Genomic DNA, 25,254 nt, shown 5'->3' on the forward strand with positions numbered 1-25,254 from the left:
GCGCACGGTCGGCTGGATTGCGCAGTGGAACGAAATGATCGCCGATCCGGAGCAGAAGATCGGCCGTCCGCGCCAGCTCTTCATCGGCGAGACGCTGCGTGAGGCGAAGCCGCTTGCACAGCGCTAATCGCTGATCGACCTCGATACGCGCGCTGCGCCGCGGCATTCGTGCCGCGACCAGGCGCGCAATCGGAGTGAATAAAACGCCTCGACGGGCCCACCGTTGAGGCGTTTTTGTTTTTGCGGCCGCCGCGAGGCGCGTATGTGCCGCAGCGGCATCGCGAAGGTCCCGCGCGTGCCGGGTAACGCCGATACAGGTATCGACACTACCAGCCAACTCCCTGTTTTTTATCGGTTTTTTTCGTTGGATGAGCCGCCCATCGCGGTGCATCGCGTGGCATAATCAACCGACATAGTCAGCCCGCAGTCACTCGTAGTTACTATTTTCCCCGCATACCATGGCACAGACTCTCTACGACAAATTGTGGAACACGCACGTGATCCACACGGAAGACGACGGCACCGCGATTCTCTATATCGACCGTCATCTGCTGCATGAAGTGACCAGCCCGCAGGCGTTCGAAGGCCTGAAGATAGCCGGGCGCCCGGTGTGGCGCATCAGCGCGAATCTGGCCGTGTCGGATCACAACGTGCCGACCACGGACCGCACCCACGGCATTGCCGATCCGGTTTCGAAGCTGCAGGTCGACACGCTCGACACGAACTGCGACGCGTACGGCATCACGCAGTTCAAGATGAACGATCTGCGCCAGGGCATCGTTCATATCATCGGACCGGAGCAGGGCGCGACGCTGCCGGGCATGACGATTGTCTGCGGCGATTCGCATACGTCCACGCACGGCGCGTTCGGCGCGCTTGCGCACGGCATCGGCACCTCGGAAGTCGAGCACGTGCTGGCCACGCAAACGCTCTTGCAGAAGAAGAGCAAGAACATGCTCGTGAAGGTCGAGGGCCCGCTGCCGCGCGGTTGTACCGCGAAGGACATCGTGCTCGCGATCATCGGCAAGATCGGCACTGCGGGCGGCACCGGCTACGCGATCGAATTCGGCGGCTCGACGATCCGTTCGCTGTCGATGGAAGGCCGCATGACGGTCTGCAACATGGCGATCGAAGCGGGCGCGCGCGCCGGCATGGTCGCCGTCGACGACACCACGGTCGAATACCTGAAGGGCCGGCCGTTCTCGCCGCAGGGCGTCGAGTGGGATCACGCGGTCGAGTACTGGAAGCAGTTCAAGTCGGACGACGGCGCGCATTTCGATCACGTGGTCGAACTGAATGCCGCGGAAATCGTGCCGCAGGTTACCTGGGGCACGTCGCCGGAAATGGTCACGTCGGTCGACGGCCGCGTGCCGGACCCGGAACGCGAGAAGGACCCGGTCAAGCGCGACGCGATCGAGCGCGCGCTCAAGTACATGGCGCTCGAACCGAACGCGCCGATCGAGTCGATCAAGCCGGATAAAATCTTCATCGGCTCGTGCACCAATGCGCGCATCGAAGACATTCGCGCCGCGGCTTACGTCGTGAAGAAGCTCGGCCGCCGCGTTGCGCCGAACGTCCGCCTGGCGATGGTCGTGCCGGGTTCGGGGCTCGTGAAGGCGCAAGCGGAGCGTGAAGGCCTCGACAAGGTCTTTACCGACGCCGGTTTCGAATGGCGTGAGCCGGGCTGCTCGATGTGTCTCGCGATGAACGCCGACCGGCTCGAGCCGGGCGAGCGTTGCGCGTCCACGTCGAATCGCAATTTCGAAGGCCGTCAGGGCGCCGGTGGCCGTACCCACCTCGTGAGCCCCGCGATGGCTGCGGCTGCGGCCATCGAAGGGCATTTTGTCGATATTCGCAAGCTTGGATGATCCGCATGATGAAGAACACGAATCGCATCACGCTATTGCGCCGCTTCGCACTCGGCACGCTCGCCGGGCTCCTGCTCGGCCTGGCCGGCTGCAACACGGTGCACGGATTCGGCGAGGACATGTCGCACCTCGGCAATTCGATCAGCAATCACGCTGATAAATAAGCGGTTTTTGATTTTTGCCGGCGACGCGGCGCGCGGTTTTCCTGCCGCCGCTCGCATCGCCCGGTCCTGAACAGGCGCAAGCGTCATGGATAAATTCATCGTACACACCGGCGTCGTGGCGCCGCTCGATCGCGAGAACGTCGACACGGACGCGATCATTCCGAAGCAGTTCCTGAAGTCGATCAAGCGCACGGGCTTCGGTCCGAACGCGTTCGACGAATGGCGCTATCTCGACCACGGCGAACCGGGCCAGGACAACTCGAAGCGTCCGCTGAACCCGGACTTCGTGCTGAACCAGCCGCGTTATCAGGGCGCTTCGGTGCTGCTCGCGCGTAAGAACTTCGGCTGCGGCAGCTCGCGCGAACACGCACCCTGGGCGTTGCAGCAGTACGGCTTTCGCGCGCTGATCGCGCCGAGCTTCGCCGACATCTTCTACAACAACTGCTTCAAGAACGGCTTGCTGCCGATCGCGCTGACCGAACAGCAGGTCGATCATCTATTCAACGAAACGTACGCGTTCAATGGCTTCCAGCTGACGATCGACCTCGAAGCGCAAGTCGTGCGCACGACCGACGGCGGCACCGAATATCCGTTCGACGTCGCGGCGTTCCGCAAGTACTGCCTGCTGAACGGTTTCGACGATATCGGCCTCACGCTGCGTCACGCGGACAAAATCCGCCAGTACGAAGCGGAACGCCTCGCCAAGCAGCCGTGGCTCAATCACCGCCTCGTCGGTTGAACGCACGCAGTTAGCGCGGTTGCGCTCGATCACGTGAGGGCCGTGCGCTCGCGCCCCGGTTCGCACGCTGGATCGTGCTCAAAAGTCTCGAAGAAAATCATCAAGGAATTCGCATGAAGATCGCAGTGTTGCCGGGCGACGGCATCGGTCCCGAAATCGTCAAGGAAGCCGTCAAGGTTCTGAACGTGCTCGGCGAAAAGTTCGAACTCGAAGAAGCACCGGTTGGTGGCGCGGGTTACGAAGCGAAGGGCCATCCGCTGCCCGATTCGACGCTCGCGCTCGCGAAGCAGGCCGACGCGATCCTGTTCGGCGCGGTCGGCGACTGGAAGTACGACAAGCTCGAACGCGCGCTGCGCCCGGAGCAGGCCATTCTCGGTCTGCGCAAGCACCTTGAGCTGTTCGCGAACTTCCGTCCGGCCATCTGCTATCCGCAACTCACGGGCGCGTCGTCGCTGAAGGAAGAGATCGTGTCGGGTCTCGACATCCTGATCGTGCGCGAACTGAACGGCGATATTTACTTCGGCGCGCCGCGCGGCGTGCGCGAGGCGCCGGATGGCCTGTTCGCCGGTGCGAAGGAAGGCTTCGACACGATGCGTTATTCGGAGCCCGAAGTGCGCCGCATCGCGCACGTCGCGTTCCAGGCAGCGCAAAAGCGCGACAAGAAGCTGACGTCGGTCGATAAATCCAACGTGCTCGAAACGTCGCAGTTCTGGAAGGACGTGATGATCGACGTGTCGAAGGAATACGCGGACGTCGAGCTGTCGCACATGTACGTCGACAACGCCGCGATGCAGCTCGTGAAGGCGCCGAAGTCGTTCGACGTGATCGTGACCGGCAACATGTTCGGCGATATTCTCTCCGACGAAGCGGCCATGCTGACGGGCTCGATCGGCATGCTGCCGTCGGCTTCGCTCGACAAGAACAGCAAGGGCCTGTACGAGCCGTCGCACGGTTCCGCGCCGGACATCGCGGGCAAGGGCGTGGCGAATCCGCTCGCCACGATCCTCTCCGCGGCGATGATGCTGCGCTATTCGCTGAACAAGGCCGAGCAGGCCGATCGCATCGAAACCGCGGTGAAGAAGGTGCTCGAGCAAGGCTATCGCACCGGCGACATTCTCACGCCGGGTTGCAAGCAGGTCGGCACGGCGGCGATGGGCGATGCCGTCGTGGCCGCGCTGTAAAAAGCGCGAGTTGGCCAGTCAGCGGGCCGTCGAATTCGTCGAATAAACGGCTGCAAAAACAGCCGCAAAAACGAAAATCGGCCCGTATTTAAGGTCGATTTTCGCTTAACAAGCCTGGCGGCGGCGATAAGCGCCGCCGGCTTCCGGTTTTCGTGTATATTGTTGCGATGGCGCAGATCTCCCAAATCTCCTCGATTTCCAAACCGCACGGCACAACAGCCCGTGCGATCGAGTTCGCCATTATTACCATCAAAACGATTACCCCGAAAACGATCACGAAGCGCTGATCGTCCGTCGTGCCCGCCCATCTTCCCCGCGCGGTCACTGCGGGCAAAGATGCGGGGAAGTTTCCATTCGAAGGGTATGAAGTCATGAACGTAGGTCTCGTAGGTTGGCGCGGCATGGTCGGCAGCGTCCTGATGCAACGCATGCAGCAGGAAGGCGATTTCGACTTGATCGAACCGGTGTTTTTCAGCACCAGCAACGCGGGCGGCAACGCGCCGTCGTTCGCCAAAAACGAGACCAAGCTCAAGGATGCGACAAGCATCGACGACCTGAAGAAGTGCGACGCGATCATCTCCTGCCAGGGCGGCGACTACACGAACGACGTGTTCCCGAAGCTGCGCGCGGCAGGCTGGAACGGCTACTGGATCGACGCGGCCTCGTCGCTGCGCATGAAGGACGACGCGGTCATTATTCTCGATCCGGTCAACCTCGACGTCATCAAGAACGCGCTCGTGAAGGGCCAGAAGAATTTCATCGGCGGCAACTGCACGGTCAGCCTGATGCTGATGGCACTGGGCGGCCTGTTCCGCGAAAACCTCGTCGACTGGATGACGGCCATGACGTATCAGGCCGCATCGGGCGCGGGCGCGCAGAACATGCGCGAACTGCTGTCGCAAATGGGCACGCTGCACGGCTCGGTGAAGAGCGAGCTGGCCGACCCGGCTTCGGCGATTCTCGACATCGACCGCCGCGTGCTCGAAGCGATGAACGGCGACAGCATGCCGACCGATCACTTCGGCGTGCCGCTCGCGGGCTCGCTGATTCCGTGGATCGACAAGGACCTCGGCAACGGCATGTCGAAGGAAGAGTGGAAGGGCGGCGCGGAAACCAACAAGATTCTCGGCAACCCGGCCATGGGTACGCCGGGCTCGATTCCGGTCGACGGCCTGTGCGTGCGGATCGGCGCAATGCGCTGCCACTCGCAGGCGCTCACGATCAAGCTAAACAAGGACGTGCCACTCGACGAGGTGAACAGCATCCTCGCGTCGGGCAACGATTGGGTCAAGGTCGTGCCGAACGAACGCGAAGCGTCGATGCGCGATCTGTCCCCGGCGGTCGTGACGGGCACGCTGTCGGTGCCGGTTGGCCGCGTGCGCAAGCTCGCGATGGGCGGCGAATACCTGTCGGCCTTCACGGTTGGCGATCAGTTGCTGTGGGGCGCGGCCGAACCGCTGCGTCGCATGCTTCGCATTGTGCTCGACAAGTAAAGTAAACTACGCGCTCACGACGCGTAGACAACTCTCAAGAAGCGTCGCGCTTGCGCGGCGCTTTTTTCATTGTGTGCTCCGATTATCTTGTTTCTTTCCAATCGCAAAAAAGGCTGCGCGCTGACGCAGCGGGAGTCCCGATGAACTTTCGACGCTCCGCTCTTCGGGCTATGTCCATCCATCACGATAAAGGTCGATTCAAAGACCGTCTGACGACTGTGGCGGCTGCCGCTGCGTTGGCGCTTGCGCTTGCGCTTGCGGGCGCCGGCATGGGCGGCGCGGTCGCGGCGCCGGTGCCAGCGTCGGCGAGCGCTGCGGCGAGCGCGCCGGAGGCTGGTTCCGCTCCCGCTGTCGTCACCTATGGCGCGGGCAGCCAGTACACGGTGCGGGCTGGGCAGTCGCTGAACGACGTGGCGATCGCCGTCACGCAATCGCATGACAAGGCCGTGCTCGCTCGCTCGACGCACGCGCTGTTCGATACGAATCCGGCCGCGTTCATGAACCACGATCCGAGCCGGCTGCGTGTCGGCGCGATCCTGATCGTGCCGGCGCTGGACGCGTCGGGGGCGCTGGCGGCTTCGTCTGTTGCAGCGGCAGGTGCTGTGGCGGCGGCTTCGGGGACGTCTGGTGCGGCGGTGTCTGCGCCTACGGCATCTGCTTCCGCGCCGGCTGTGCCGGTGTCCACGCCGACGGTGGTTGCTGCGGCTAGTGCGGGCAGTGGTGCTGCGAGCGCGGTCGCGCAGGTCAGCGCTGCGGCTGCAAGTGTGACTAGTGCTGCGACTCAGGTCACAACTCAGGTAGGCACTCAGGCAGCGGCGCAGGTCGCGACGTCTGCCGCGCCCGCAGTGTCTGGTGCGGCCAGTGTGCCGGTTAGCGCGAGCGCGGTGATGTCGGCGACGGCAGCGAGCGGAGCGGCTGCGTCCGCGCCGGTAGCAGGCTCGCAGGCGGCGGCGCTGCCGGCGAGCGGTGCGCAGGAGTGGACCGGATCGGTTCAATCGCCGGCGAGTGTGCCAGCCGCCCAGGCGCAGGCAGCGACGAGCGGTGTCGGCTCGGCAGCCGCTGCCGTGCAGCCGGCTTCGCAGACGCATCCGCAGGTATCGAGCCTGCAGCAATTGCTTGCGCTGAAAAACCGCGTGCTGATGGAGTTGCAGAAGCACGGGATCGGCGGTGCGACGACGGTTGTGGGTGCTGCGCCGACGAACGCTGCGCAGCCTGCGGCGGGCGTCGCGCCGGGGCAGGCGAGTGTGGCGCCGCCGCCGTCGAATGACGATGGCATGTCGCGGCGGAATCTGAGCATCGCTGCGGCGATTGGCGCCGCGCTGGTCGTGCTGCTCTCGGCTCTGCGGATGGGTCGCCGCAAGCGCGAGAAGACGGCTGAGGGTCATACGGCGGATGCGGTGAATCCCGAAATGGCGCAGTCGGCGCAGGCGGGCGATTCGCAGGACGATGCTGCGGCGCGCGGGCAGACGGCGGCGCAGGAAGCGTCGGATGTGCACGGTGATGAAGCGGCTCGGCAGGCTGCTGCGTTGGCGGCCGAGCAGGCAGCAGCAGAGCACGCAGCGGTCGAACATGCGGCAGCCGAACAGGCGGCGGCGGAGCAGGCAGCAATAGAGCGCGCTGAGACCGAGCGTGCGGCAGCTGAGCAGGCCGCAGCGGAACGCGCCACAGCCGAGCGTGTGGCAGCGGAGCAGGCGGCAGCGGAACGCGCTGCGGCCGAGCGTACGGCAGCTGAGCAGGCCGCAGCGGAACGCGCTACAGCCGAACGCGCGGCAGCCGAACAGGCAGCAGCAGAGCACGCTGCTGCAGAACGTGCCGCAGCCGACCTTGCAGCACCGGCACACGCAGCCACAGAACACTCCACGGCCGAACCTGACGCAACCGCCGCCCCAGCAACCGCCGCCCCAGCAACCGCCCCTCAGGAAACCCTCAACACCGCAGCCACAGCCGCAAGCCCTGCCGTCGGCGCGGAACCCGCCGCCGAGGCTCTGTCGCGCGATCCACTCGAACCTCGCCCCGAATCGGCACCGCAGGAAGAGCGCGCTCATCGTCTGCAATGGGACGACGAATCCACGGGAAGCGAGGCCACAACAAACACCCCGGCAACCCCACCGGCCGAGCCCCAACAGCCCTTGGCCGAGCCGCAAAACCCGGTTCCCGCCCCCGCGATCGATTTCACGCAACACCCGGCCGAACCTGACGCAACCGCGCCGCTCGGTCAACCGCACAGCGATACCGCAGCACCGATTCAACCCACGCCACCCGCACCATCGGCATTTCCGCGCGACGCCGTGGACGCGTTCAGCAGCCTCGACATGCCATTGCCGCCGCGCGTCGAAGCGCCCACCGGCAATGCGGAGCCAGCCGCCCCGTTGTCGACGCAACCGGTCGCCTCGCCCGAAACGACCGCGCAGCAAGCCTTTGCCGCACATGAGCCGGACGACGACGCCCCGCACATCGCCGATCAAATCGCCGCCGGCACCGCCGGTCACGGCGCCGTCGCGGGTTTGGGCGCGGCGGGCTTCGGCGCGCTGAAGCTCGACTTCGACCTCGAACTGCCGCCGAGTCCCGCGCAGCCGTTGCCGGCGTTCACGCAGGCCGATCTCGGCCGCATCGCGCGCAACAAGCTCGAACTGGCGTCCGAGTACATCGAACTCGGCGACCTCGCGGGTGCCCGCGCCCTCATCAACGAAGTGATCGAAGCCAACGATCCGGCCACGCGCACCGAAGCCCGCGCGTTGCTCTCGACCCTCGCGCCGCTGTCGTGAAGCGCATTGCGTTAGGCGTTCAGTACGACGGTTCGGCATTCGCGGGCTGGCAGTCGCAACCGCACGGCAACACCGTGCAGGACGAACTCGAGCGGGCGCTGCGCGAATTCATGTGCACGCCCGTGCAGACCACCGTGGCGGGCCGCACGGACCGCGGCGTGCACGGGCTCGGGCAGGTCGTGCATTTCGACACCGAACTCGAGCGCGTCGATATCTCGTGGGTGCGCGGTCCCAATGCCTTCCTGCCGAAGACGATCGGCGTGCAGTGGGCGAAGCCGATGCCCGACGATTTCCACGCGCGCTTCTCGGCGTTCGAGCGGACCTATTACTACGTGCTGTACGTGAGCCCGGTGCGCTCGCCGATGTTGTCGACGAAGGCCGGCTGGGTGCATACGCCGCTCGACGCCGACGCGATGCGGGCCGGCGCCGTGCACCTGATCGGCGAGCACGATTTTTCGGCGTTCCGTTCGTCGCAATGTCAGTCGAAGACGCCGTTCAAGCATCTGTACCAGATCGACGTGAAACAGCACGGTAACTTCGTGCATTTCCGCTTCCGCGCGAACGCGTTCCTGCACCACATGGTGCGCAACGTGATGGGCTGTCTGATTGAAATCGGCAGCGGACGCCGGCCTGCCGGCTGGATGGCCGACGTGCTCGCGAGCCGCAGTCGCGATTGCGCGGCGCCGACCTTCATGCCGGACGGCCTGTATCTCGCGCAGGTGGGCTATCCTGAACAATTCGCCGTGCCCGCGCCGGTAACCGGCAGCGTGCCGTGGAGCAGCGTATGGACCGAACAACCGAAAACCTGAAAGCAGTCGAGCAACCCGCGAACCAAGCCGGCGCGGCCGACTCGCCAGGCGTGCCGCATCGCACGCGCATCAAGCTGTGCGGGCTGTCCAGGCCCGAGGACGTCGCCCATGCGATCGATCTCGGCGCCGACGCGATCGGCCTCGTTTTCTACCCGCCGAGCCCGCGTTCGGTGAGCGTCGCTCAGGCGGTCGAGCTCGTGCACGACGTGCCGCCGTTCGTGTCGGTCGTCGGCCTGTTCGTCAATGCGACGCCGGACTGGATTCGCGAAGTCGCGAGCAACGTCAATCTCACGCTGCTGCAATTTCACGGCGACGAGACCCCGGCGCAGTGCGAAACCCTTGCCAGCATTGCGGGTTTGCCTTGGTTGCGCGCGCTGCGGATTGCGGCGGATACTCAACCGGCCGATTTGGTAAAATCGGCACTTAACTATTCAGCAGCCAGTGGCCTTCTATTCGACACGCATGTCGAAGGCTATGGCGGCGGCGGGAAGGTTTTCGATTGGTCACTTATTCCAGCAGAGCTCGCGCATCGGGCCGTTTTGAGTGGTGGGTTGAACGCGCAAAACGTCAGTGATGCGATCCATCGCGTGCGCCCATACGCGGTCGATGTCTCGAGCGGCATCGAAGTCGCGGGCGCCAGGGGCGTGAAAGATCACGCCCGGATGGCGGCGTTCGTACGCGCGGTGCGCACCGCGGACGCCGAATGATTCAGGTTCGCGGCTCTCTCGCATGAAAGCCGCGAGCCATTCTGAGAAGAGTGATCACCATGTACAACTTGCCTGACGAAAGAGGCCATTTCGGCCAATTTGGCGGTGTGTTCGTCGCCGAAACGCTGTTTTCCGCACTCAACGAGCTGCGTGAAGCCTACGAGAAATATCAGAAAGACCCGGAGTTCGTCGCCGAATACGAGCGCGAACTCAAGTATTTCGTGGGTCGTCCTTCGCCGATTTATCACGCCCAGCGCTGGAGCGAACTGCTCGGCGGCGCGCAGGTTTATCTGAAGCGTGAAGACCTCAACCATACCGGCGCGCACAAGATCAACAACGTGATCGGCCAGGCGCTGCTTGCCAAGCGCATGGGCAAGCCGCGCGTGATTGCCGAAACCGGTGCCGGCCAGCACGGCGTGGCCACGGCGACGATCTGCGCGCGTTTCGGCATGGAGTGCGTGGTCTACATGGGCGCCGAAGACGTGCGTCGCCAGGCTGCCAACGTGTACCGCATGAAACTGCTCGGCGCGACGGTCGTGCCGGTGGAATCGGGCTCCCGTACGCTCAAGGACGCGCTGAACGAAGCGATGCGCGACTGGGTCACCAACGTCGAAAACACGTTCTACATCATCGGCACGGTCGCGGGTCCGCATCCGTATCCGATGATGGTGCGCGACTTCCAGCGCGTGATCGGCGACGAATGCCGCGTGCAGATGCCGGAACTGGCCGGCCGTCAGCCGGATGCTGTGATCGCGTGCATTGGCGGCGGTTCGAATGCGATGGGTATCTTTTACCCCTATATCGACGACACTTCCGTGCAATTGATCGGCGTCGAAGCAGCCGGCGACGGCCTCGAAACGGGCCGCCACGCAGCCTCGCTGATCGGCGGCAGCCCCGGCGTGCTGCACGGCAACCGCACGTACCTGCTGCAGGACGAAGACGGCCAGATTATCGAGACGCATTCGGTGTCGGCCGGTCTCGACTATCCGGGTGTGGGTCCCGAGCATGCGTGGCTAAAAGACAGCAATCGCGCGCAATATGTCGCTATCACCGACGAAGAAGCGCTCAAGGCATTCCACGATTGCTGCCGCATCGAGGGCATCATCCCCGCGCTCGAGTCGAGCCACGCGCTCGCTTACGCGATGAAGCTCGCGCCGACGCTGCCGAAGGGCAAGGTCCTGCTGGTCAACCTGTCGGGCCGCGGCGACAAGGACATGCACACGGTCGCCGAGCGATCGGGCATCCAGTTCTGAGCCGCGACGATGCGCGACGAGTTCGACGAGCCGCAGCCGGCGCTTGAAATCACGAATCCGGCCGCCGGGGTAACGGCGGCCGCGGCATCGGCGCCGCTGCTGGCGCAGGTGCCGGCCGGCATTCAGCTGTTGAACCGCGATTTTCTGACCGACGTAGCGAACATTCCCGACGGGTCGATCGACCTGATCGTCTGCGATCCGCCTTATGGGCTGGGCAAGGACTACGGCAACGATTCCGACATGCGTACGGGCGAGGACTTTCTCGTCTGGACGCGCGGCTGGCTCGAGCTTGCGGTACCGAAGCTCAAGCCGTCGGGTTCGCTCTATATTTTCTGCACCTGGCAGTACGCGCCGGAAATCTTCAGCTTTCTGAAGACAAAACTCGTGATGATCAACGAAATCATCTGGGACCGGCGCGTGCCGAGCATGGGCGGCACCACGCGCCGCTTCACGTCGGTGCACGACAACATCGGTTTCTTCGCGGTGTCGAAGGACTATTTCTTCGATCTCGATCCCGTCCGCATCCCGTACGATGCAGCCACGAAGAAGGCGCGTTCGCGTAAGTTGTTCGAAGGAAGCAAGTGGTTGGAGCTTGGCTATAATCCCAAGGATGTCTGGTCGGTCTCGCGCCTGCATCGGCAGCATGCCGAACGTGTGGCGCACCCGACCCAGAAACCTCTGGAAATCGTCGAGCGGATGGTGCTGTCCAGCTGCCCGAAAGGCGGCCGGGTGCTCGACCCGTTCATGGGCAGCGGCACCACCGCGGTCGCTTGCGTCCGTCATCAGCGCGAATTCGTCGGCTATGAGATCAATGAAAGCTACTGCGCGATAGCGCGCGAGCGCGTGAGCGCCGCCGCTTCGCCACCTGTGCCGCGTCGGGCCAGAGCCAGGCCGAAAGTGCAGCCGCCGACCGAAGTGCAGTGAAAAGCGTGACAGTTGCCGCGAACATGCAGCAAATACACTGTAACGAGCATGCAGTAGCCCTAATCCGAGAATATTTCCATGTCCCGTATCAAGAACACGTTTGCCGCGCTGTCCGCCCAGGGTAAGAAGGGCTTGATCCCGTTCATCACGGCCGGCGACCCGGACCCGGCTCGCACCGTCGAATTCATGCATGCGCTCGTGGCCGGCGGTGCCGATGTCATCGAGCTTGGCGTGCCGTTTTCCGACCCGATGGCCGATGGTCCCGTGATCCAGCGGTCGTCCGAGCGCGCGCTGGAGCGCGGCGTGACGCTGCGCCAGGTGTTCGCCGACGTCAAGCGCTTCCGCGAAACCGACGACAAGACGCCGGTCGTTCTGATGGGCTACGCAAATCCGATCGAGCGGATGGGCGCCGAAGCGTTCGCGAAGGCGGCCAATGAAGCTGGTGTCGATGGCGTGCTGGTGGTCGATTATCCGCCCGAAGAATGCGTTGATTTCGCCGAACAGATGCGATCTGCCGGCATCGATCCGATATTTCTGCTTGCCCCGACCTCAACTGACGAGCGTATCGCCGAGGTCGGCCGGATCGCCAGCGGCTACGTCTACTATGTGTCGCTGAAAGGGGTGACCGGCGCGGCGAATCTGGACGTTTCCAGCATCGCGAGTAAAATCCCGGCCATCAAGTCGCGCGTCCCCTTGCCGGTGGGCGTCGGTTTCGGCATTCGCGACGCGCAAGCAGCGCGCGCGGTGGCCGGTGTGGCCGACGCCGTCGTGATCGGCAGCCGTATCGTTCAATTGCTCGAACAGGCAGCGCCCGACGCCGCTGCCGAGACGCTGACGCGTTTCATCGCCGAAGTGCGCGAGGCGCTCGATAGCGCCGCGACTGCCCGATAACAGTTATTTTTGTCGCTGTCACGTGAGCGGCGGGTTCGTCCCGCCGTTCGCGCAACCGTGACCCAGAAGGATTCCCTATGAGCTGGCTCGATAAGCTGCTGCCGCCGAAAATCAAACAAACCGACCCGAAGAACCGCAAGGGGATTCCGGAAGGCCTGTGGATCAAGTGCCCTTCGTGCGAAGCCGTGCTGTATCGCAACGACGTCGAGGCCAATCTGCATGTTTGCCCGAAGTGCGACCATCACATGCGTATCGGCGCGCGTGAGCGGCTCGACGGCCTGCTCGATCCGGAAGGCCGCTACGAAATCGGCCAGGAAATCGTTCCGGTCGACGCGCTCAAGTTCAAGGACAGCCGCAAGTACCCGGATCGCCTTAAAGAGGCGATGGACGAAACCGACGAAACCGACGCCATGGTCGTGATGGGCGGCGCGATTCACACGCTGCCGGTCGTGGTCGCATGCTTCGAGTTCTCGTTCATGGGCGGCTCGATGGGTTCGGTGGTCGGCGAGCGCTTTGCGCGCGGCGCACAGAACGCGCTCGAACAGAAGGTGCCGTTCATCTGCTTTACCGCTTCGGGCGGCGCGCGGATGCAGGAAAGCCTGCTGTCGCTGATGCAGATGGCGAAAACCACGGCGATGCTCACGAAGCTCGCCGAAGCGAAGCTGCCGTTCATCTCCGTACTGACCGATCCGACGATGGGTGGCGTGTCCGCGAGCTTCGCGTTCCTCGGCGACGTCGTGATCGCCGAGCCGAAGGCGCTGATCGGCTTTGCCGGCCCGCGCGTGATCGAACAGACCGTGCGTGAAAAGCTGCCGGAAGGTTTCCAGCGCGCCGAGTTCCTGCTGCAGAAGGGCGCGATCGACATGATCGTCGACCGTCGCAAGCTGCGCGAGGAAATCGCGCAATTGCTGGCGTTGCTGAGCCATCAGCCGGCGGATGCCGTGGCGTAAAGCTGGCCGTACCGCACGTCGTACAGCTATTTGCTCTGCCGCTTCGCCGCGAAAAACGCGCGGCGGCGGTCAGAGAAATCGTCAAAAAGAGCGCGCCGCGTGAGCAATCAAGCGGCGCGCTGTCATTTCCGGGATAATTGCGGTCTCTTGCAATGCGACGGCGATTGCCTCTGGCGGAAGCCGCAACGAAAGAGGCTGCGCGGCTTTCTTTGTGCGCATAAACCGCGCTGGCGCGCGTGCCCGGCTCGACCTGAACCGCCGGGCCCGCGCCTATTCATAGCGTTGCCACTAGCACTGCCGGACCGAAAACTCGCGAACGAACCCGCGAACCACCCGCGAAGACTCTCGACTCACTCAAGATTCACCCGATGACGACATTCCCCACCCTCGACGCGTGGCTCACGCACCTTGAATCCGCGCATCCGGTCGGCATCGACATGGGTTTGGGCCGCATCTCCAAGGTGCGTGACGCAATGCAGTTGTCGTTCTCCTGCCCGATCATCACGGTCGGTGGGACGAACGGCAAAGGCTCGACCTGCGCGATCATGGAAGCCATTCTGTTGCGCGCGGGCTTCACGGTCGGCTGCCACACGTCGCCGCATCTGCTGTCGTTCAACGAGCGGGCACGAATCAACGGCGAGATGGCGAGCGACGCGGACCTGCTGCCGCACTTCGAAACCGTCGAAGCCGCGCGCCTGAGCCTTGCCGAGCCCGTCACGCTGACTTATTTCGAATTCACGACGCTCGCGATCATGAGCCTGTTCGCGTCGCGCGGGCTCGATGCGGTGATCTTCGAAGTCGGTCTGGGTGGCCGTCTCGACGCCGTCAATATTCTGGACACGGACTGCGCGATCATCACGAGCATCGACCTCGATCACATGGATTATCTCGGCGATACGCGCGAGAAAATCGCCTTCGAAAAAGCCGGCATTTTCCGTCCGGGCAAGCCGGCGATCTGCGCGGACCCGGTGCCGCCGCAATCGCTGATCGATCACGCGGAAAAAATCGGCGCCGAGCTGTGGCTATTCGGCCGCGATTTCCGTTACGAAGGCCAGGCGGGCAGCGAGCGCCAACAGTGGAGCTATGTCGGCCCGACGCTGCGGCGCTCGGCGCTTGCCTATCCGTCGCTGCGCGGCGCGAATCAGCTGATCAACACATCGGCGGCGCTGGCCGCGCTCGAAGCATTGCGCGACCGCCTGCCGGTGTCGGCGCAGGACATCCGGCTCGGCATCGCCAACGTCGATCTGCCGGGGCGTTTCCAGGTGCTGCCAGGCAAGCCGTCCATCGTGCTCGACGTCGGCCACAATCCGCATGCGGCTGCGGTGCTCGCGCAAAACCTCGGCAACATGGGCTTTTTCCCGTACACGTACGCGGTGTTCGGCGCGATGCGCGACAAGGACATCGCCGGCGTGCTCAATCACCTGAAGGGCGAGATCGATCACTGGTGCGTGACCGGTCTGCCGACCCCGCGGGCGGCGTCGGCGCAGGAGCTCGAAACGGCATTGCGCGAGCAGGGCGTGAGCGAGGGTGGGGGCGCCGACAGCAGCGTGACGCGTTACGCGAGTCCGGCAGAAGCTTTCCAGGACGCGCTAAAACGCGCGTCGGAGAATGATAGAATCGTGGTTTTCGGCAGTTTCTATACGGTAGCAGGTGTGATGGCCTACCGGAAATCGCAGCAACACTGAGCGGGCGCCAGGCTCGAACCAAGCGATTCATGGGAATTTTCTCGTTCGGCAAGAAAGACGACGCGCCCAGCCGGCGCGGCGCAAACACCAGTTCCAATCGGGCCGCCCGGGGTGAGCGCGTCGAGCGGCGCACCCGCCGCACCGAGCGCTCCGTCGATGCCGATGCCATGCTGCTCGACCCTACGCTGCCGGAAAAGCAGCGTGCGCGGCGCCGGCTTGTCGGCGCGATCGCGCTGGTCGTCGCGGCGGTGATTATCCTGCCGATGGTGCTCGACTCGCACCCGAAGCCCGTCACCGACGACATCTCCATCGACATTCCGAGCCGGCCCGCGCCGAAGCTCGCCAAATCCACCGCCAGCGAAGACGTGCAGGCCGGCGTCGCGCCGGATAATCCGCCTGCCGCCGACGCGGGTCTCTCCGCTTCCGGCCTTGCGCCGGCAACGACCGCCGCCACGGCGCCGGCCGCCACGAAGCCGGCACAGTCGGGCACGAGCACCGCGAAGCAGGACGCGAAGCCGGCCACGAGCGCAACTGCTGCGGCCAAGCCCGCCGCGAAACCGCAGGCGCCGGCACTCGCCGCCAACACCGCTCCCGCGAAGCCGACCAAGGCACCGGCCACCGCCGCTACGTCGACCGACGACGACACGAACACGGCCGCCGCCAGCGCCGACGCCAATTCCGGCACGCCGGCATCGCCGCCCGGCAGCCGTTTCGCGGTCCAGCTCGGCGCCTTCGCGAACGAAACGAACGCGCGCAATTGGGTCTCGAAGTTGAAAGCGGCCGGCGTACCCGCATATATCGAACATCGCAAGCAGGCAGACGGCTCGACCATGGCGCTGTTGCGCGCCGGTCCGTTCGCCGACCGCGCCTCGGCCACCGAAGCGATCGCGAAGGTTCGCGGGGCCGGTCTGATGGCGGGCTCGAACAGCGGTGCCGCTCAGTAAGCCAGCGATGTTCACTGCCTTCGACTACGCTGTAATGGCGGTGATCGGCTTGTCGGCGCTGCGTGGCGCCTGGCGCGGTTTGCTGTCGGAAGTATTCGGTTTGATCGGCTGGGTCGCGGCGTTTTTCCTGGCTTGCGAGTTCGTCGGCTACGTGGTCCCTTATATCCCGTCCAACTGGCCGGGGGGCGCGCTGACCCAGTGGCTGCTGGCTTTCTCGCTCGTGGTGATCGGCGTGGTGCTGGTGTCGAGCGTGGTGAGCGCGCTGCTCAGCCGTCTCGTGCAGGTCACGGGCCTCGGCGGCGCGGACCGCTCGCTCGGTTTGATGTTTGGCCTCGTGCGCGGGGTCGTTCTGGTGCTGATTCTGGTCGCCCTCGCAGGCTTGACCGAACTGCCCAAACAGGAATTCTGGCGCAACGCGCTGCTTCGCCCGTATGCGGCAGAAGGCGTGCTCGCTCTGAAATCGCTGCTTCCCGAGGCGCTCGCCGCTTACGTCCACGTGGACGATCCGGGCGCTCAGAGCAATGCAGGACAGGACCCCGGCACCCGCCGGCTGCCTTGACGCCGTAGCGCGTACCGTCGCGGCATCGCGCGTACGCCGTCGCAGGCACCGGGCGCCATCATGAATTTCGTACCTTTGAAGGACATGCCATGTGCGGCATCGTAGGCGTAGTTTCCCATTCTCCGGTCAACCAGCTCATCTATGACAGCCTGCTGCTGCTGCAGCACCGCGGTCAGGACGCCGCCGGCATCGCAACCGCGAACGGCAGCAATTTCCACATGCACAAGGCCAACGGCATGGTGCGCGACGTGTTCCGCACGCGCAACATGCGCAGCCTGCCCGGCACGACCGGCATCGGCCAGGTCCGCTACCCGACGGCCGGTTCGGCGTCGAGCGAAGAAGAAGCCCAGCCGTTCTACGTGAACGCGCCGTTCGGCATCATCCTCGCGCACAACGGCAATCTGACCAACTGGCAGCAGCTGAAAGACGAGATGTTCCGCATCGATCGGCGCCATGTGAACACCAATTCCGACACCGAAGTGCTGCTCAACGTGCTCGCGCACGAATTGCAGCTGTCGAGCTCGGGCCTGCAGCTCGATCCGGCCGCGCTGTTCAAGGCGGTGTCGGGCGTGCATCGCCGTGTGCGCGGCTCGTACGCGATCGTCTCGCTGATCGCCGGTTACGGCCTGCTCGGTTTCCGCGACCCGTTCGGCATTCGCCCGCTGTGCATCGGCAAGCAGGAAACGGCGCAGGGCGTCGAGTGGATGCTGGCGTCGGAATCGGTGGCGATCGAAGGCATCGGCTTCGAGTTCGTGCGCGACGTCGCGCCGGGCGAAGCCATTTTCATCGACGCCGACGGCCAGTTGCATGCGCAGCAATGCGCGACGGCTCCGAGCCTGAACCCGTGCATCTTCGAACTCGTGTATCTCGCGCGTCCGGACTCGGTGCTCGACGGCGTGCCGGTCTACAACGTGCGTCTGCGCATGGGCGACTACCTCGCCGAGAAAGTCCGCCGCGAGCTGCCCGACGTCGCGATCGACGTCGTGATGCCGATTCCCGACTCGTCGCGCCCGGCCGCGATGCAGGTCGCGAAGAAGCTCGGCGTCGAGTATCGCGAAGGCTTCTTCAAGAACCGCTACGTGGGCCGCACCTTCATCATGCCGGGCCAGGCGGTGCGCAAGAAGTCGGTGCGCCAGAAGCTCAACGCGATGAACATCGAGTTCAAGGGCAAGAACGTGCTGATCGTCGACGACTCGATCGTGCGCGGCACCACCTCGCACGAAATCGTGCAGATGGCGCGCGACGCGGGCGCGAACAAGGTGATTTTCGCCTCGGCGGCGCCGCCCGTGAAATTCCCGAACGTCTACGGCATCGACATGCCGACGCGCGGCGAACTCGTCGCGCATGGCCGCACGGACGAGGAAGTCGCGCGCATGATCGGCGCGGACCACCTCGTGTACCAGGACGTCGATGCGCTCAAGCAGGCGGTGCGCGACATCAACCCGGCGCTGAAGGAGTTCGAGGCATCGTGCTTCGACGGCCACTACGTGACCGGCGACATCACGACCGAGTACCTCGATCGCATCGAAAGCGCGCGTCTTGAGCCGTCGTCGCAATCGGATCGCGACGCCGCGAGCGAGGCGATCGACGGCGGCGGCCCGGCGCGTTCGCAGCTGCATCTGCAGCTGTCGGTAGGCTGAGCGCACACCGCGGCGCGAGCGTGTTAGCATGACGGCTTGCGTCGATTTGATCTCAGCTTGCGGACGCGGGGCAACCCGAAACAGCTAAAGCGAAAGGCGGAAAGCCGCAATCATCCGCCCTAGCTCCTGCTTCCCCGCACATGAAGCCCGCTTATGCCGACGCAAAAGCGGGCTTTTTTGTTGCTGCCGTACGGCGTCGCGCTGTCTCCGATGCGCACCGCACGCAGCCATGGAACCTTGGAAACCAGAACCAACATGGACGACTCCCTGAACTTCGACTTCGATACGCTGGCCGTCCGCTCGGGCACCGCGCGCAGCGACTTCAACGAGCATTCGGAAGCGATTTTCCTGACCTCGAGCTTCGTGTTCGCGAGCGCCGCGGATGCCGCCGAGCGCTTCAAGAACTCCGAAGACTATTTCACGTACTCGCGCTTCACGAACCCGACCGTCTCGATGTTCCAGGACCGCCTGGCCGCGCTCGAAGGCGGCGAGGCCTGTATCGCGACGGCGTCGGGCATGGCCGCGATCATGTCGGTCGTGATGTCGACGTTGCAGGCGGGCGACCACCTCGTGAGCTCGCAGGCGCTGTTCGGCTCGACGCTCGGCATGTTCTCGCAGATTTTCAGCAAGTTTGGCATTACGACCACGTTCGTCGATCCGACCGATCTCGACGCGTGGAAAAACGCCGTGCGTCCCGAGACGAAGATGTTCTTCCTCGAAACGCCGTCGAACCCGCTGACCGAAGTCTCCGATATCGAGGCGATCAGCAAGATCGCCCGGGCGGCCAATGCGCTGTTCGTCGTCGATAACTGTTTCTGCAGCCCGGCCTTGCAGCAGCCGCTGAAGCTCGGCGCGGACGTCGTCATGCATTCGGCCACCAAGTTTCTCGACGGCCAGGGCCGCGTGCTCGGCGGCGCGCTGGTCGGTTCGAAGAAATTCATCATGGAGAAGGTGTTTCCGTTCGTGCGCAGCGCCGGGCCGACGCTGTCGGCGTTCAACGCGTGGGTGCTGTTGAAGGGCATGGAAACGCTGTCGTTGCGCGTCGAAAAGCAGTCGGCGAATGCGCTCGAAATCGCGCGCTGGCTCGATTCGCATCCGGCTGTGAATCGCGTGTTCTATCCGGGGCTCGAATCGCATCCGCAGCATGCGCTCGCGATGCGTCAGCAGAAGTCGGGCGGCGCGATCGTGTCGTTCGAGCTGAAGGGCGACACGCCCGAGCAGATGCGCGCCAATGCATGGCGCGTGATCGACAGCACGAAGGTTTGCTCGATCACCGGCAACCTCGGCGACACGCGCACCACGATCACGCATCCGGCGACGACCACGCACGGCCGTATCACGCCGGAAGCGCGCGCGGCGGCGGGTGTCAGCGAAGGTCTGATCCGGCTTGCGGTGGGGCTCGAAAACGCCGGCGATATTCGCGCCGATCTGGAGCGCGGGCTGGCGGGGTAAGCGGGGGAAAGTGCCAGCCAGCAGAACTGGTGCGGGCCATACCGGCTCACGCAGCCTCTCGCCTCATCAATGACGCAGCGCCCGCCACTGTCCGGGCGCGAGCCCGAAGCGCCGCGTGAACGCGTGCGTGTAAGCGCTCTGATCGGCGAAGCCGATGTCGAGCGCGATTTCCGTCAATGAAAGACGCGGGTCCGCGAGCAGCGTGAGCGACGTGTCGAGCCGCAGCCGCTGCAAATAGCGATGCGGCGTTTCGCCGAATGCGTCAATAAAAAGCTGGTGAAAACGGCGCATGCCGAAGCCGCAATGCGCGGCGAGATCGGCGATACGCAATGGCTCAGAGAGATGCGCGCGCAGCCAGCGGTCGATGCGCGCGAAATCGAGGCCGGCGCCTGCGGCCCGCGCGCCCGCAAGCGTGCCGGCGTCGGCGATAAGCGCCGCGCCGAGACGCGCGGCGGCGTCCCAATGGAAGCGGCGGTTGAGGGCGTCGCCTTGTGCGTCGACCGCGCCCCCTGTTGCATGCGCGGCGATCCGATGCACGAGTTGCGCGAGCGACGCATCCACCGTAACGGCCCGAGGGCGCTCGAACAGCCGCTCGGGCACGGCCAGCGACGCAGCCGGCAAATCCAGCACCAGTTGCCGGTTTTCGCCGACACCTGCGTAATCGTGCCGCGCGCCGGCCGGAATCAGCCATGCGGAACCGGCGTCGATCTGCCGTGCGACGCCGTCTACCGCCATCACCATCGCGCCGTCGAGCCCGAGCACGACCTGATGAAAGTCGTGCACGTCCGACGCTTCGATTGCGCCGTAGCGGCGCAACGAAACGTTAGGGGCGGTGACGGCGGCGTGGCTCATGAAAAACAGCCTGGGTGTAGCCGGAATGGACCCGAGGGCCGACTCAGACTTCGAGCAGCTCGACTTCGAACACGAGCGTTGCGTTCGGCGGAATCACGCCGCCCGCGCCGCGCACGCCGTAGCCGAGTTGCGGCGGAATGGTCAGCTTGCGCTTGCCGCCGACCTTCATGCCTTGCACGCCTTCGTCCCAGCCCTTGATGACCATGCCGCCGCCCAGCACAAATGCGAACGGGTCATTGCGGTCTTTGCTCGAATCGAACTTCTGGCCGTCGGTCAGCCAGCCCGTGTAGTGCACGGTCACGGTTTTGCCGGCTACCGCTTCGGCGCCGGCGCCTTCCACGAGGTCTTCGTACTTCAGGCCGGATTCGGTCGTCACAGTCGACATGCGTCGCTCCTCTCATCAAAACGTAAAACCGACATTGTAGGCGTGTTGAGCCGCATCGCCGAGTCTTGCCGGGCATTGCAGGTGGCACGCGGATTGCGCGCCATTAGCCGTTCGGCCAGGCTGGTCGGCCCGGACCGCTTGCCTATAATGGGACATTCCTTCAATCACCGCCATTGCCTGAGAGAGCTCGATCGTGACAACGTCTTCAACCGGAGCGGCTGACGTACAGTCCGCGCCTGCCGGCTTTGCCATTTCCGAACGCAGTGCGCATCTGCGCGCGCAAACCGCGTTGTTCATGCGCGATCATGTGCTGTCGCTGGTGTCGCACGATCTGCGTGGTCCGTTGAATGCGATCCATAGCTGGGCCTACGTGCTCGAGCGCAAGCTCGATGCGAGCGACCCGAACTCGCAGCGTGCGATTGCCGGCATTCGCAGCGGCGTCGATCAGCAGGTCAAGCTGCTCGAAACGGTGGTCGATGCGACGCGCGCCGAAACGAAGTCGCTCGCGCTCGCGTATGCGCCGTTTTCTCTGCATCCGCTGCTCGACGAAACCATCGCCGAGGTCCGCACCGGCCTCGCTCGCGCGCGCGGCGTCGAGATCCGGCTCGACTCGCAGCTTGCCACCGAGCAATTGAACGGCGACCGCGAGCGGCTCGTCGCCGCCTTGTGGCTGATGCTCACGTTTGCGGTCGAAGCGGGCGCGCCGGGTGCCGAGGTCGCGCTGAGCACGCGCGCGGACGCGGGCGCGTGGCACGCGAGCGTGGTGTACGAGCCGAACCAGGCCGCGCTGAACGATGCCGCGTTGCCCCACCTGCTGGAAGCGTTTGCGCGCAAGCAGGCAGGCGAGCCGCGCGAAGCGAAACGCATTGCATGGGTGTTCGCGCTGTGCAAGCGCGTCGCGGAAGCACACGGCGGCAGCTTCGAGCAAAGCGACGCGGTGGACGGCGACGGCAACGGCAACGGCGTTGCCACGCTCACGCTGCGCGTGCCGTTCAGCGCGAGCGTACCGAAGTGAATACGAACGGGCACGAATGAATACGATTGAGCACGGGGTGCCGGCATGCCGGGCACGCAAGCAGGCGCAGGCAACAGGCAGCCGCCGGCAAACACGAGTACGTGCAAATAAGCGCGCTTAACTTTTCACCGAGCTTTCACCCTCTATACTGACAACTTTTGTTGCCGGAGCCCCTCGCTTTGATCCAGGTCGTTGCCCTTATCGGCGCATTGTTTCTCGTTGCCCTCAACGGCTTTTTCGTCGCCGCTGAATTCGGTCTGGTGAAACTGCGGCAGACGCGCGTGCAAAGCCTCGCGGCCCAGCACGGCATGCGTGGGCGCCTGCTCGCGAAAGTGCATGGACAACTCGATGCCTATCTGTCGGCGTGTCAGCTCGGCATCACGCTCGCCTCGCTCGGGCTTGGCTGGATCGGCGAGCCCGCGTTCGCGCAACTGCTGACGCCGCTCTTCAAGGTGATCGGCGTCGAATCGGAACAGCTGATCCACGGCATTTCGCTGTTCTTCGCGTTCTCGTGCATCTCGTTCCTGCATATCGTCGTCGGCGAACTCGCGCCGAAGTCGCTCGCGATCCGCGAAGCGGAGAAGGTGTCGCTATGGGCCGCGATGCCGCTGTACGGTTTTTACTGGGTGATGTATCCGGCCATCTGGGTGCTCAATACGAGCGCGAACACGGTACTGAAGGCAGCGGGGCTCGATACCGGTCACGGTCACGATTCCCATTACTCGACCGACGAACTCAAGCTGATTTTGCGCGGTCGCCGCGCACAGGTCGCGAGCGGACGCGTGGCGACCGATGGCGCCTACAGCCAGGACGAATGGAACACGATTGCGCATTCGCTCGATTTTTCGCGCATGACCGTGTCGGACCTGATGCGGCCGGCGCATGAAATGGTCAGCCTGCGGCGCGATCTGCCCTTGCGCGACAACATGCAGGTGGTCGCGCAGCATCGCTTCAGCCGCTATCCGCTATTCGAGGATGCCTCGGGCGAGCGCGTCGCCGGCATGATTCACCTGAAGGACCTGCTGCTCGCGCGCCAGGCCGGCAGCACGCTCGACGATCTCGGCCGCTACGTGCGCCCGGTGCAATGCGTGCGGCCCGATCTACCGGCGCTCGAACTGTTTCGTCGCTTTCGCAAGGGCGCGCCGCACTTTGCGCTGGTCGGCTACAAGCATGCGAAGCCGATCGGCTTTCTCACGCTCGACAATCTGCTCGGCGCGCTGGTGGGGCAGATTCACGACGAATTCCGTCAGGGCGATGCCGACTGGACTCGCATGGACGACGGCACGCTGATGGGCAAAGGCAGCTTGCCGGTGGTGTCGCTCGAACGCGCGCTTGGTATCGATATCGACGAGGGCCGGGCGGAATCGGTCGGCGGTCTCGTGATCCAGGCGCTCAACGATCTGCCGAGCGAGGGGCAGCGCATCGAGTTCGAAGACTTCGACGTGGTCATCAAGAAGATGAAGGGCCCACGCATCGTGCTCGTGCGCGTGTATCCGAAGATGTTCGACGACGAAGGCGGTTGAGCGGTCGTTCAAAGCCGGCGCTCAAGGTTAAGTCCAAGCCTGGGAGTGCCTTCAACCTACCAGCAAAAGCCGCCCTCAGCTCCGCGGCACGCCGTCCTCGACCAGCACCGCCACCGGCATCGCCGCCAGCGCATCGCGCAGATACAGCAAACCATTCTCGTCGACCTTCGGCGCGGCGGGACTCAGCCAGTCGAACAGCGCGCGCGCCGACAGATCGGACGGCATCTCGATGGCCGTATCGGCCCATCGCTCGGGCTCGACGAGCGGCAAATCTCCTTGAGCGCTCCCGGCGTCACCTGCGCCGGTATCGCGCCCGGTTCGAAGCAGCCTCGCCGCAAGCCGGCTCGCCACCACCACGGCCCACGCATTGCCATGCCGCCGCGCGAACGCAATCACACTCGACGCATGCGCGCCCCGCACCGCGAGCGGCAGATACGCACCCTGGCTCAGCAATTCCGGCAGATGCGTGCGCAACGCGAGCACACGCTGGATTACCGCGAGCTTCACGCGTCCGTCGCGCCAATCCGCGAGAAGCTCCGACGGCGGTGTCTGTGCCGTCGCGAGCGATGCTTCGCGCTGCGCGAAATCGACGGGCCGCCGATTGTCGGGATCGACGAGGCTGAAGTCCCACAACTCGGTGCCTTGATAAAGATCGGGAATCCCCGGCGACGCGAGCCGCAGCACCGTCTGTTGCAAGCCGTTGAGCGCGCCCGCGCGGCCGATGCGCTCGACGAACGCCGCCAGCTCCTTCAGGAAGCCGTCGCGCCGCTGCGGCGCGAGGATGTCGAACAGGAAGTCGCGGCAGCCCGCTTCGTAGGCTTCGTCGGGCGCGAGCCAACTGGTTTGCAGTTTCGCCTCGCGCAGCGCCTTCAACTGCCATTGCGCGACGCGCTCGGCCAGTGCCTTGACGCCGGCTTCGTCGCCGGCACGCAGCAGAAGCGGCCAGCAGCCCACGAGCGTCTGATACAGCATCGCCTCGGCGGCGGGGCCCGGCGCCCATGCGTCGCTCGTGTCCCGACTCACGCTGCTGATCGGCGTGCCGTCGAGCGCGCGCCGCTGCGGCGCGTTCAAGGTCGACCACGCGCGCAACGTCGCGCTCCATTCGTCGGCGATCTCGCTGAGCACCGCGAGCCGCGCGCGCACGTCCTCGCCGCGCTTGTGATCGTGCGTGGCCGTGGCGAGCAAGGCATGCGGAAAGCGTTGCGCGCGCTCCCGGTTGCGCGCGTGAAACGGCTCGACCGGCAATGCGAATTCGCTCGGGTCCGAGCCGACTTCGTTGCGCGACAACAGGCGGCCGTAGCGGTAGCACGCGGTGTCCTCGATGGCCTTCGCGGCGAGCGGCGCGGTCAGCTGCGAGAACAGCGTCTGCGCGTTGCGTCGCGACGACCCCGTGTGCGAGGGCGGGCCGCCGCCTTGCGCCGACGGTGGCTGCGGCGCGCCGGGCCGTGCGGGCGG

The 25,254-nt window shown here is 64.8% G+C and carries 21 protein-coding genes and 1 pseudogene; 19 read left to right on the forward strand and 3 right to left on the reverse strand.

Annotated elements, in window-relative coordinates; genetic code table 11:
* Positions 1-458 precede the first annotated feature (458 nt).
* The 17 genes from leuC to G3N58_RS28890 all read left to right on the forward strand — a co-directional run bounded on the left by leuC (position 459) and on the right by G3N58_RS28890 (position 20,024).
* Entirely contained in the window at positions 459-1,868 is a 1,410-nt protein-coding gene (leuC, locus tag G3N58_RS28810; RefSeq protein WP_167039083.1) for a 3-isopropylmalate dehydratase large subunit, read from the forward strand.
* Positions 1,869-1,873: 5 nt separating this feature from the next.
* On the forward strand, positions 1,874-2,032 hold the full coding sequence (locus tag G3N58_RS28815; protein ID WP_167039085.1) for an entericidin A/B family lipoprotein: 159 nt from the start codon (positions 1,874-1,876) through the stop codon (positions 2,030-2,032).
* A gap of 85 nt (positions 2,033-2,117) precedes the next feature.
* Positions 2,118-2,771 carry a 3-isopropylmalate dehydratase small subunit gene (gene leuD, locus G3N58_RS28820; RefSeq protein ID WP_167039087.1) on the forward strand — a complete coding sequence of 218 codons (654 nt, stop codon included), beginning with the start codon at positions 2,118-2,120 and terminating at the stop codon, positions 2,769-2,771.
* A 113-nt stretch (positions 2,772-2,884) separates the two neighbouring features.
* Positions 2,885-3,952, forward strand: a complete 1,068-nt coding sequence (gene leuB / locus G3N58_RS28825; RefSeq protein ID WP_167039089.1) for a 3-isopropylmalate dehydrogenase — start codon at positions 2,885-2,887, stop codon at positions 3,950-3,952.
* 371 nt (positions 3,953-4,323) lie between these two features.
* The gene (gene asd, locus G3N58_RS28830; RefSeq protein WP_206000885.1) at positions 4,324-5,445 is read left to right on the forward strand and encodes an aspartate-semialdehyde dehydrogenase; all 1,122 of its coding nucleotides are present in this window, start codon (positions 4,324-4,326) and stop codon (positions 5,443-5,445) included.
* A 170-nt stretch (positions 5,446-5,615) separates the two neighbouring features.
* Entirely contained in the window at positions 5,616-8,210 is a 2,595-nt protein-coding gene (locus G3N58_RS28835; protein ID WP_241017270.1) for a FimV/HubP family polar landmark protein, read from the forward strand.
* A complete protein-coding gene (truA, locus tag G3N58_RS28840; protein WP_206000887.1) occupies positions 8,207-9,019 on the forward strand; it encodes a tRNA pseudouridine(38-40) synthase TruA in 813 nt (270 codons plus the stop codon). The genes G3N58_RS28835 and truA overlap by 4 nt, the downstream gene beginning before the upstream one ends.
* Positions 8,995-9,726, forward strand: coding sequence for a phosphoribosylanthranilate isomerase (locus tag G3N58_RS28845; protein ID WP_167039338.1), 732 nt, complete (start codon positions 8,995-8,997; stop codon positions 9,724-9,726). The genes truA and G3N58_RS28845 overlap by 25 nt, the downstream gene beginning before the upstream one ends.
* 59 nt (positions 9,727-9,785) lie before the next feature.
* Positions 9,786-10,979 (forward strand): tryptophan synthase subunit beta, encoded by a 1,194-nt coding sequence (trpB, locus tag G3N58_RS28850; RefSeq protein WP_206000888.1) that lies wholly within the window; start codon positions 9,786-9,788, stop codon positions 10,977-10,979.
* 9 nt (positions 10,980-10,988) lie between these two features.
* Positions 10,989-11,903 (forward strand): site-specific DNA-methyltransferase, encoded by a 915-nt coding sequence (locus tag G3N58_RS28855; protein WP_206000889.1) that lies wholly within the window; start codon positions 10,989-10,991, stop codon positions 11,901-11,903.
* A 78-nt stretch (positions 11,904-11,981) separates the two neighbouring features.
* The gene (gene trpA, locus G3N58_RS28860; RefSeq protein ID WP_167039101.1) at positions 11,982-12,794 is read left to right on the forward strand and encodes a tryptophan synthase subunit alpha; all 813 of its coding nucleotides are present in this window, start codon (positions 11,982-11,984) and stop codon (positions 12,792-12,794) included.
* A 77-nt stretch (positions 12,795-12,871) separates the two neighbouring features.
* Positions 12,872-13,744: an acetyl-CoA carboxylase, carboxyltransferase subunit beta gene (accD, locus tag G3N58_RS28865; RefSeq protein WP_167039103.1), complete on the forward strand. Its 873-nt coding sequence runs from the start codon at positions 12,872-12,874 to the stop codon at positions 13,742-13,744.
* Positions 13,745-14,112: 368 nt separating this feature from the next.
* The gene (gene folC, locus G3N58_RS28870; protein WP_206000890.1) at positions 14,113-15,429 is read left to right on the forward strand and encodes a bifunctional tetrahydrofolate synthase/dihydrofolate synthase; all 1,317 of its coding nucleotides are present in this window, start codon (positions 14,113-14,115) and stop codon (positions 15,427-15,429) included.
* Positions 15,430-15,458: 29 nt separating this feature from the next.
* On the forward strand, positions 15,459-16,373 hold the full coding sequence (locus tag G3N58_RS28875) for an SPOR domain-containing protein (protein ID WP_206000891.1): 915 nt from the start codon (positions 15,459-15,461) through the stop codon (positions 16,371-16,373).
* A gap of 7 nt (positions 16,374-16,380) precedes the next feature.
* Positions 16,381-16,932: a CvpA family protein gene (locus G3N58_RS28880; protein WP_167039109.1), complete on the forward strand. Its 552-nt coding sequence runs from the start codon at positions 16,381-16,383 to the stop codon at positions 16,930-16,932.
* Between the two features lie 89 nt (positions 16,933-17,021).
* A complete protein-coding gene (gene purF / locus G3N58_RS28885; RefSeq protein WP_167039111.1) occupies positions 17,022-18,572 on the forward strand; it encodes an amidophosphoribosyltransferase in 1,551 nt (516 codons plus the stop codon).
* Positions 18,573-18,827: 255 nt separating this feature from the next.
* On the forward strand, positions 18,828-20,024 hold the full coding sequence (locus G3N58_RS28890; protein WP_167039115.1) for an O-succinylhomoserine sulfhydrylase: 1,197 nt from the start codon (positions 18,828-18,830) through the stop codon (positions 20,022-20,024).
* 66 nt (positions 20,025-20,090) lie between these two features.
* On the opposite strand, the gene G3N58_RS28895 is transcribed toward G3N58_RS28890, so the two are convergent.
* Positions 20,091-20,876 (reverse strand): AraC family transcriptional regulator, encoded by a 786-nt coding sequence (locus G3N58_RS28895; protein WP_206000892.1) that lies wholly within the window; start codon positions 20,874-20,876, stop codon positions 20,091-20,093.
* 43 nt (positions 20,877-20,919) lie between these two features.
* Positions 20,920-21,261, reverse strand: a complete 342-nt coding sequence (locus G3N58_RS28900; RefSeq protein ID WP_167039119.1) for an FKBP-type peptidyl-prolyl cis-trans isomerase — start codon at positions 21,259-21,261, stop codon at positions 20,920-20,922.
* Between the two features lie 193 nt (positions 21,262-21,454).
* Between G3N58_RS28900 and G3N58_RS28905 the strand changes: the two genes are divergently transcribed.
* A complete protein-coding gene (locus tag G3N58_RS28905) occupies positions 21,455-22,276 on the forward strand; it encodes a HAMP domain-containing sensor histidine kinase (RefSeq protein ID WP_206000893.1) in 822 nt (273 codons plus the stop codon).
* A gap of 179 nt (positions 22,277-22,455) precedes the next feature.
* Entirely contained in the window at positions 22,456-23,799 is a 1,344-nt protein-coding gene (locus tag G3N58_RS28910; protein ID WP_167039123.1) for a hemolysin family protein, read from the forward strand.
* Positions 23,800-23,874: 75 nt separating this feature from the next.
* On the opposite strand, the pseudogene G3N58_RS28915 reads toward G3N58_RS28910, so the two are convergent.
* Positions 23,875-25,254: pseudogene (locus G3N58_RS28915) on the reverse strand (malto-oligosyltrehalose synthase); the annotation flags it as partial.

The sequence above is a fragment of the Paraburkholderia sp. Ac-20342 genome (assembly GCF_017104985.1).
GTDB lineage: Bacteria > Pseudomonadota > Gammaproteobacteria > Burkholderiales > Burkholderiaceae > Paraburkholderia.